General features: G+C 69.5%; 7 protein-coding genes. All 7 read right to left on the bottom strand.

The window, feature by feature from the left end; genetic code table 11:
- A partial coding sequence (locus tag VNN10_10020) for an acyl-CoA carboxylase subunit beta (protein HXH22356.1) occupies window positions 1-1,208 on the bottom strand: 1,208 nt, incomplete at its 3' end.
- A 163-nt stretch (window positions 1,209-1,371) separates the two neighbouring features.
- Window positions 1,372-2,055: a LysM peptidoglycan-binding domain-containing protein gene (locus tag VNN10_10025; protein HXH22357.1), complete on the bottom strand. Its 684-nt coding sequence runs from the start codon at window positions 2,053-2,055 to the stop codon at window positions 1,372-1,374.
- Window positions 2,056-2,092: 37 nt separating this feature from the next.
- Window positions 2,093-3,415 (bottom strand): M28 family peptidase, encoded by a 1,323-nt coding sequence (locus VNN10_10030; GenBank protein HXH22358.1) that lies wholly within the window; start codon window positions 3,413-3,415, stop codon window positions 2,093-2,095.
- Window positions 3,416-3,517: 102 nt separating this feature from the next.
- The gene (locus tag VNN10_10035) at window positions 3,518-3,925 is read right to left on the bottom strand and encodes a hypothetical protein (protein ID HXH22359.1); all 408 of its coding nucleotides are present in this window, start codon (window positions 3,923-3,925) and stop codon (window positions 3,518-3,520) included.
- A 66-nt stretch (window positions 3,926-3,991) separates the two neighbouring features.
- Window positions 3,992-5,581, bottom strand: a complete 1,590-nt coding sequence (locus VNN10_10040) for a hydantoinase B/oxoprolinase family protein (GenBank protein ID HXH22360.1) — start codon at window positions 5,579-5,581, stop codon at window positions 3,992-3,994.
- On the bottom strand, window positions 5,568-6,116 hold the full coding sequence (locus VNN10_10045; protein ID HXH22361.1) for an AAA family ATPase: 549 nt from the start codon (window positions 6,114-6,116) through the stop codon (window positions 5,568-5,570). Before VNN10_10045 ends, VNN10_10040 begins: the two co-directional genes overlap by 14 nt.
- On the bottom strand, window positions 6,109-6,811 hold a 703-nt coding region (locus VNN10_10050; GenBank protein ID HXH22362.1), incomplete at its 5' end, for a hydantoinase/oxoprolinase family protein. The genes VNN10_10050 and VNN10_10045, both read right to left, overlap by 8 nt.

A 6,811-nucleotide genomic window follows, 5' to 3' on the forward strand; every position in this document is an offset into this window, starting at 1 on the left:
GCCTTGCGCAGGATGCAGGTGATCTTCGGCACGGTGGCCTCGGCGTAGGCGAACACCAGCTTGGCGCCGTGGTTGATGATGCCGGCGTACTCCTGGGCGGTGCCGGGCAGGTAGCCTGAAACGTCGACGAAGGTGACGATGGGGATGTTGAAGCAGTCGCAGAAACGCACGAAACGCGCCGCCTTGATGGAGGCGTTGATGTCGAGCGTGCCGGCGAGGAACAGGGGCTGGTTGGCGACGATGCCGACGGAATGGCCGCCCATGCGGGCGAAGCCGACGACGATGTTCTGGGCGTACTGCTCGTGCACTTCCATGAAGTCGCCGTTGTCCACGACGCGCCAGATGATGTCGCGGACGTCGTAAGCCCGCGAGGGGTTGTCGGGGAGCACCGAGAGGAGGTCCTCTTCGCGGCGCTCGGGGCTGTCGCCGGTCTCCACGAGCGGGGGGTCATCCATGTTGTTCAAGGGCAGGAAGGAGAGGAGGCGCTTGACCTCGTTCAGGCACTCTTCTTCGTCCGCCATGCTGAAATGGGCGACGCCGGAAAGGGTGGCGTGAATGCGCGCCCCGCCGAGCTCGTGGTCGTCGACGTCCTCGGCGGTGACGGACTTCACGACATCGGGGCCGGTGATGTACATGAAGCTGGTCTTCTCCAGCATGAAGATGAAGTCAGTCATCGCTGGGGAGTAGACGGCGCCGCCGGCGGTGGGCCCCATGATGACGGAGATCTGGGGGATGACTCCGGAGGCCTTTGCGTTGCGCTTGAAGATCTCGCCGTAGCCGCCGAGGCTGGCGACGCCCTCCTGGATGCGCGCGCCGCCGCCATCGTTGATGCCGATGATGGGGACGCCGGTCTTCATGGCGAGGTCCATGATCTTGCAGATCTTCTGGGCCGCCACTTCGGAGACACTGCCCCCAACGACGGTGAAGTCCTGGGAGAAGACAAAGGCCGGGCGGCCATCGATGCGGGCGAAGCCGGTGACGACGGCGTCGCCGTAGAAGCGCTGCTTATCGACGCCGAAGTCGCTGGCGTTGTGCAGGACGAGGCTGTCGAACTCCTCGAAGCTGCGGGGGTCGACGAGGAGGTCGATGCGCTCGCGGGCGGTGAGCTTGCCGCGGGCTCGCTGGGCCTCGATACGCTGCGCTCCGCCGCCGAGCGCGCTCTGGGCCTTACGCCTTTTGAGGTCTTCCAGACGTTCGTTGATGTCCACGCAAGTCCCTGGAGGAAGGATATGGCCCGGCGCTGCGGGGCAGGCTCATGCTAGCACCGCTCTCTCCGGGCGAACAAGGCGAGACTAGCGCTGGCTATCGGTCCCAGCCCATGAGGACGCGAGTCTCGGCCCGCGCCGGCGCAGATACGGCGAAGCGCTCAGCTCACTGGGGCGGCGTGGGCGTGACGGTGGGAGGGATAGGGGGGAGCTGCAGCACCTGGCCGACTTGCAGGGCGCTCGGATTTATGCCGTTGAGGGCGACCAGCTGCTCGACCCAGGCAGCGACCTGCGATGGAGGGATGCCCAGCTTCTGGGCGATGATCGTCGGGTTGTCGCCGCTGACCACGGTGTATGTCCCGCCGCCGCCGGCGACGGTGGGCCTGGCCGTGGCGGTCGTCTGAGGCGCGGCGGTCGCCGCCGGGGCGGTGCGGGTGGCGGCCGCGGTGCCGGTCGGGCGCGGCGTGGCGGCGACGCGTGGGAGGCGCAATTCGACCCCGGCCTGGAGCAGGGTCGAGTCCGGGATGCCGTTGAGACGGAGCACCTCGGCGACCCAGGCGGCCTGCTGGTCGGGAGGGATATTGAACTGGGCGGCGATGGCGAAGAGGCTGTCGCCAGGCCTGACTACGTAGGTGGTCTCGCCCGTGACGGCGCTGGTCGTGCCGCTGCTGCCGGCCTGGGTCTCGCCGACGAGCATGGGTTCGGGCAGCTTCGCGGGCGGCGTCGCTGTCGGGATGGAGCCGGGGCGCTGGACCGAGATGGGGTTTTCGCCGCCGCCGAAGATGCAGGCGGCGGCCGTGAGGCCGGCAGCCAGCGCCGTCAGGGCCAGGCCCGCCAGTCGCTTGAGCATCGAAGGGATGGTAGCCAGCGGCTCCGCGCGCGGCAACTTAGCCGCCGCCCGCGGCGAAGGACTGCAGGAAGGCGATGCTGAAGCGCGCGGCTTCCTCCAGGAGTCGCGGTTGGACGCGAGAGGACACGTCCTGGGGTGTGTGCAGCAGCGGGTCCTCCCAGCGGTGCAACATCAGGGCGGGTATGCCGGCGGAGATGAAGCTTGCATGGTCGCTGCTGGCGTTGGTCAGGCTGCCGCGCCTGGCGCCTATGCCTAGCTGGTCGGCGATGGTCTGACCTCGCGCCTGGAGGTCAGGGCTTCCGATGAGGAGCCAGGTGTCGTTGCCCACGCCTACCATATCCAGGTTGAGGACGGCCTTCAGGCGGGCACGCTGCTCGGGGCGCAGGCTGGCAACGTAGGCAGCGCTCCCGACGAGACCGATCTCCTCCGCGCCCCACAGGACGAAGCAGTGAGCGCCCATCTGCCCAGACTGGGCGAGAACCCCGGCGACCTCGATGACCGTCGCCGTGCCGGTGGCGTTGTCGCTGGCGCCGGGCGCCTGCGGCACGCTGTCGAAGTGGCCGCCGGTCACGGTCTCGCAGTCCTTCCCGGGCGGCTTCGCGATCACGTTGTGGGCGACGGCGGTGCCGGCCGGGCCAATGGTGACCCGCGCCTCGACGGCGCCGCTACCGGCGGCGCGGAGCAGGCTCTGGCCGTCCTCCTGGGAGATGGACGCGGCCGGTATGCGGGACTCCTGGCTCAGCGAGCCGAGGAAAGTCCCGGGCTGGTTGTTGAAGATGATGACGCCCCTGGCCCCGGCGCCCATGGCGTTGATGACCTTCTCCTGGAAGGTCAGCTCGCCTCGCTCAATCAGGGCTATGTTTCCAGAAACCGAGGCCGGAAACTCGGAGGGACGGCCGAGACCAGAGGGGACGAGGCGGCCGCTGACGCTGCCGGAGGCGGAGCGGGCGAGAGGCAAAGCAGTGAGCGAGGGCGGGCCTCCCGCGGGCGATGTGAGCTCGACCTTCGCCTCGCGGCCGGACTCGTTCGTCACGGTGAAGTCCTGGATGGAGACATCGTAGCCGAAGGAGCGCAGGAGGCCTACGAGGTAGTCGACGGCCTGGCGCTCCGCGGGCGTGCCTGCCGGACGCGGACCGATCTCGTCGGCGAGCTTGCGGACGTAGCCGAGGATGCGCTCGCCGTCCGGCCTGACATCCCGGACGGCCGGCGCCGGTGACGGCGATGGCGTAGGTTCGAGGGCGGCGGTGGGGTCCGCGACTGTAGGCGCGACGGGGGTCGAGCTGCCGCCGCCGCAGGCGGCCACGAATAGCGACAGCGAAACGAAGAGGGCGGCAAGCAGCCGCCACGCACGTCCAGGCAAGAGGTCCTCCTCCACCACCCTATTCCCTACGAAGGCTCCCGTTTTGTCCCTGGACGGGCGCGCAGGAGAACTCCTCTATATACGGTACGCGAACTTGTGGACTCAGGCCTTTCTCCGGCCTTTCAACCAGGCCTTGAGGCGGTCAGGCCAGCCGCGCGAAGTCGAGTAGCTGACGATTTCGCCCCGCCAGCGCTTCTCCGGCCCCGGCCGCCCACCTGGAGCCCGCAGGGAAAGGACGAAGGCCGTGGCGAGGACAATCAGTGCCCCGATCATGACCCAGGAAGAGCCAGGGATTCCTCTGAAGAGGAAGGCCGCGAAGAAGATGAGGAGGGACCAGAGCATGATCTGGTTCAGGGATATCGAGGCGATGCGGCGGGCGAGCCAACTCTGGGCGTTGGTGAGGCCGGAGGTGACCCGGCGCGGCTGCCTGCGCGGCTTACCGGACTCGGGGATGAAGTCGTCCAGCTTTCGCAGGATCTCGTTGATCTCGCGCTCCAGCTTGTCCGGCATGGTTTCGACCCTCGAGCAGGGGATTTGCGGGTTCGCTTCATTCTACACACGTGGCGGGCGGCGCTACTACCGGCCCCTGCCCGCTTTGCCCCAACCGCCGCCGCCCGGCGTCTGGACCCGAAGCACGTCGCCCGGACTGGCGCGGAATTGCGTCTTGCCGGGCAGGCGACGCTCTTTGCCGTCTCGCACGAGGCTGTTGCGGCCGGCGGCGCCGGGCCGGCCGCCGCGGGCGCCCCACGGCCGGGTCCGGCGGCGGTCCGTCATGAGGGTCACGTCGGTCTCGGTCAGGAACTCGTAGGCCCGGATGAGGCCATCACCGCCGCGGTGGAGGCCGGCGCCGCCGCTTCCTTCGCGCAGGGAGTATTCCAGGACGCGGAAGGGGTATGTCATCTCCAGGGATTCGACGGGTGTATTGAGGGTGTTCGTCATATGGGTATGGACGGCGTCCAGGCCAGGGGCCTTCGGGCCGCCGCCGGCGCCGCCGGCCAGCGTCTCGTAGTAGGCGAAGGGCCTCCGGCGCAAGGAGTCGAAGCCGCCCACGGCGATGTTGTTCATCGTGCCGCTGCTCGCCGCTGGCACGATGTCCGGCAGCGCGCGGCCGAGGGCTCCGAGGACGGCGTCGACGATGCGCTGGGAGGTCTCCACGTTGCCGGCCGACACGGCACGGCCGGGGCTGGCATTGACGACGCTGCTCTCCGGGAGGATGACAGTCACGGGCCGGAAGCAGCCTGCGTTCATAGGCGCGTTTTCGCCGAGGAGACAGCGGACGACGTAATAGACGGCGGAGCGGGTGACAGCCGCGACCGCGTTCACAGACGAGTGGCGCTCGGCTGCCGAACCGGTGAAGTCGACGACGAGCTCGCCCTGCCCCGCCACGAGGGCGACCTGGATTGGGACGACGCCACGGGAGATCCCGTCGTTGTCGAGAGCGTCGCGGAAGCGGTAGGTGCCGGGAGGGATGCGGGCGAGGGCAGCGCGGGTGAGGCGCTCGGCGTAGTCCAAGAGGTCGCGCATGCGCGCGCGGAGGACGCCGGGGCCATACTTGGCGGCGATCTCCTGGAGGCGGCGCTCGCCAACGCGATGGGCGGCCATCTGGGCGTCGAGGTCGCCGCGGCGCTCGTCCGGCGTACGCACGTTTCGAAGGATGAGGGCGAGCGCTTCCTGGTTCAGCACGCCGCGCCGCATGAGCTTGAGGGGCGGGATGATGAGGCCCTCCTGCACTAGCTCCCTGGCGAGGGGCATCGAGCCGGGGGCCATGCCACCGATATCGGCCTGGTGGGCGCGGGAGGCGACGAAGCCGAGGAGGCGTCCCGGGCGGGCCGAGGAGCGCTCGAAGACGGGCGAGACCATTGTCACGTCCGGCAGGTGAGTGCCGCCGAGATAAGGGTCGTTCAGCAGGGCGAGGTCCCCCGGGGCAAAAGGCGCAAGCGAACGCACGGCCGCCACGGACTCAGGCATCGCGCCGAGGTGCACCGGGATGTGGGCCGCCTGGGCGATCAGGTTGCCGGTCGGGTCGAAGACGGCGCAGGAGAAGTCGCGGCGCTCGCGGATGTTGGGCGAGAGCGCGGAGCGGCCGAGGGTGGCCCCCATTTCCTCCGCGACGGACGCGAGGACCGAGTCGAAGATGGAGAGGGCGGCGGCGTCAGGCCTGGCCACGGGGCATTCCGGGCAGTCGTTGCAGGACGGCTTCGACGACCTCGGCCGCCGAGTGGGCGCCGGTGTTGAACTCGAGGACCTCGGGGCCTTCGCGCTGCCGGTAGGAGCCCTGGACCCGGCGGGCGAGGTCGAGGTCGTCCAGGCGGCCCGTGGCAGCGGCGCGGCTCGCCAGCGCTTCCTCGGGCGCCGAGAGCCGGACGATCATCTTGCGCAGGGTCATCATGCGCATGAGCGCGAGAAGCTGGTCGATGGCCGCCTCGTAGCTCACGAGACGGCCATCGCTCTCGAACATGAAGGGACCTTCGACGATGCAGTTGTAGTGGAACTTCAGGTAGTTCGCGACGAGGAGGCGGAGCTGCTGGTGTACCAGCTCGAGCTCGGCGTGGCGGTCGGGGTCCGGCCGGGCGATGGCCTCGTTCAGCAAGTAATCGGTGCTCACGACGGCTGTCGGGCGGCTCATGGCCCGGCCGAGAGCGTGAGCGATGGTCGTCTTGCCTGCGAGCGGTGGGCCGTAGATGACGATGAGGTCAGGCATGGGTCTCGCTTTCCAGTATGAGGTTGCCTGCGACGTCCACCCTGCCGGTCCAGCCGGGCGGCACGAGGGTGGTGCTGTCCATCTGCTCGATGACGGCGGGGCCGTGCAGGACGTTGCCGGCAAGGAGGCGGTCGCGCGCGTAGACGGCCGCGCTGACCTCGGCGGACCCGAAGAGGACCGGCCGGCGGCCCTCGAAGGCCGCAGCGGCGTCCGGTCCGCCCTCGGGCACGCCAGCGACGGGCGGGACGTCCCGTCTCAGCCGCCCGCGGGCGCGCACGAGGGTCAGCTCGACCGTGCGCGAAACGTCGGCGTGGCCGTAGCAGCGGCGATGCGCCTCGTGGAACGCTTGGACTGCTCCCGCGAGCGCGCCCGGCCAGGGGACGGTGAGTTCGTAACCCTGACCGGTGTAGCGAAGGTCAACGGCCGGCTCGACTTCGGCGCCGGCGCCAAGGTCTGCCCGCAGGCGGCGGGCCAGGCCGCTCACGGCGGAGGCAATCCGCGCCTCGATCTGCGTGGCCTCAGCGGGCGTTAAGGTGGCGATAAGGGGCGTCGACACGTCGCGGGTGATGTCGGCGAGGGCCATGCCGATGGCCGAGAGGAGGCCGGGATAGCGCGGGACGAGCACGCGGGGCATCGACAGGGCGGCGGCAAGGTCGCAGGCATGAAGCGGGCCAGCGCCCCCGAAGGCCACGAGG

The organism is Dehalococcoidia bacterium, from assembly GCA_035574915.1.
GTDB lineage: Bacteria > Chloroflexota > Dehalococcoidia > DSTF01 > WHTK01 > DATLYJ01.

Excerpts from the sequence above, each read along its gene's own strand:
- VNN10_10035 (HXH22359.1), bottom strand. The coding sequence starts at position 3,925 with ATGCCGGACAAGCTGGAGCGCGAGATCAACGAGATCCTGCGAAAGCTG.
- VNN10_10025 (HXH22357.1), bottom strand. The coding sequence starts at position 2,055 with ATGCTCAAGCGACTGGCGGGCCTGGCCCTGACGGCGCTGGCTGCCGGC.
- VNN10_10045 (HXH22361.1), bottom strand. The coding sequence starts at position 6,116 with ATGCCTGACCTCATCGTCATCTACGGCCCACCGCTCGCAGGCAAGACG.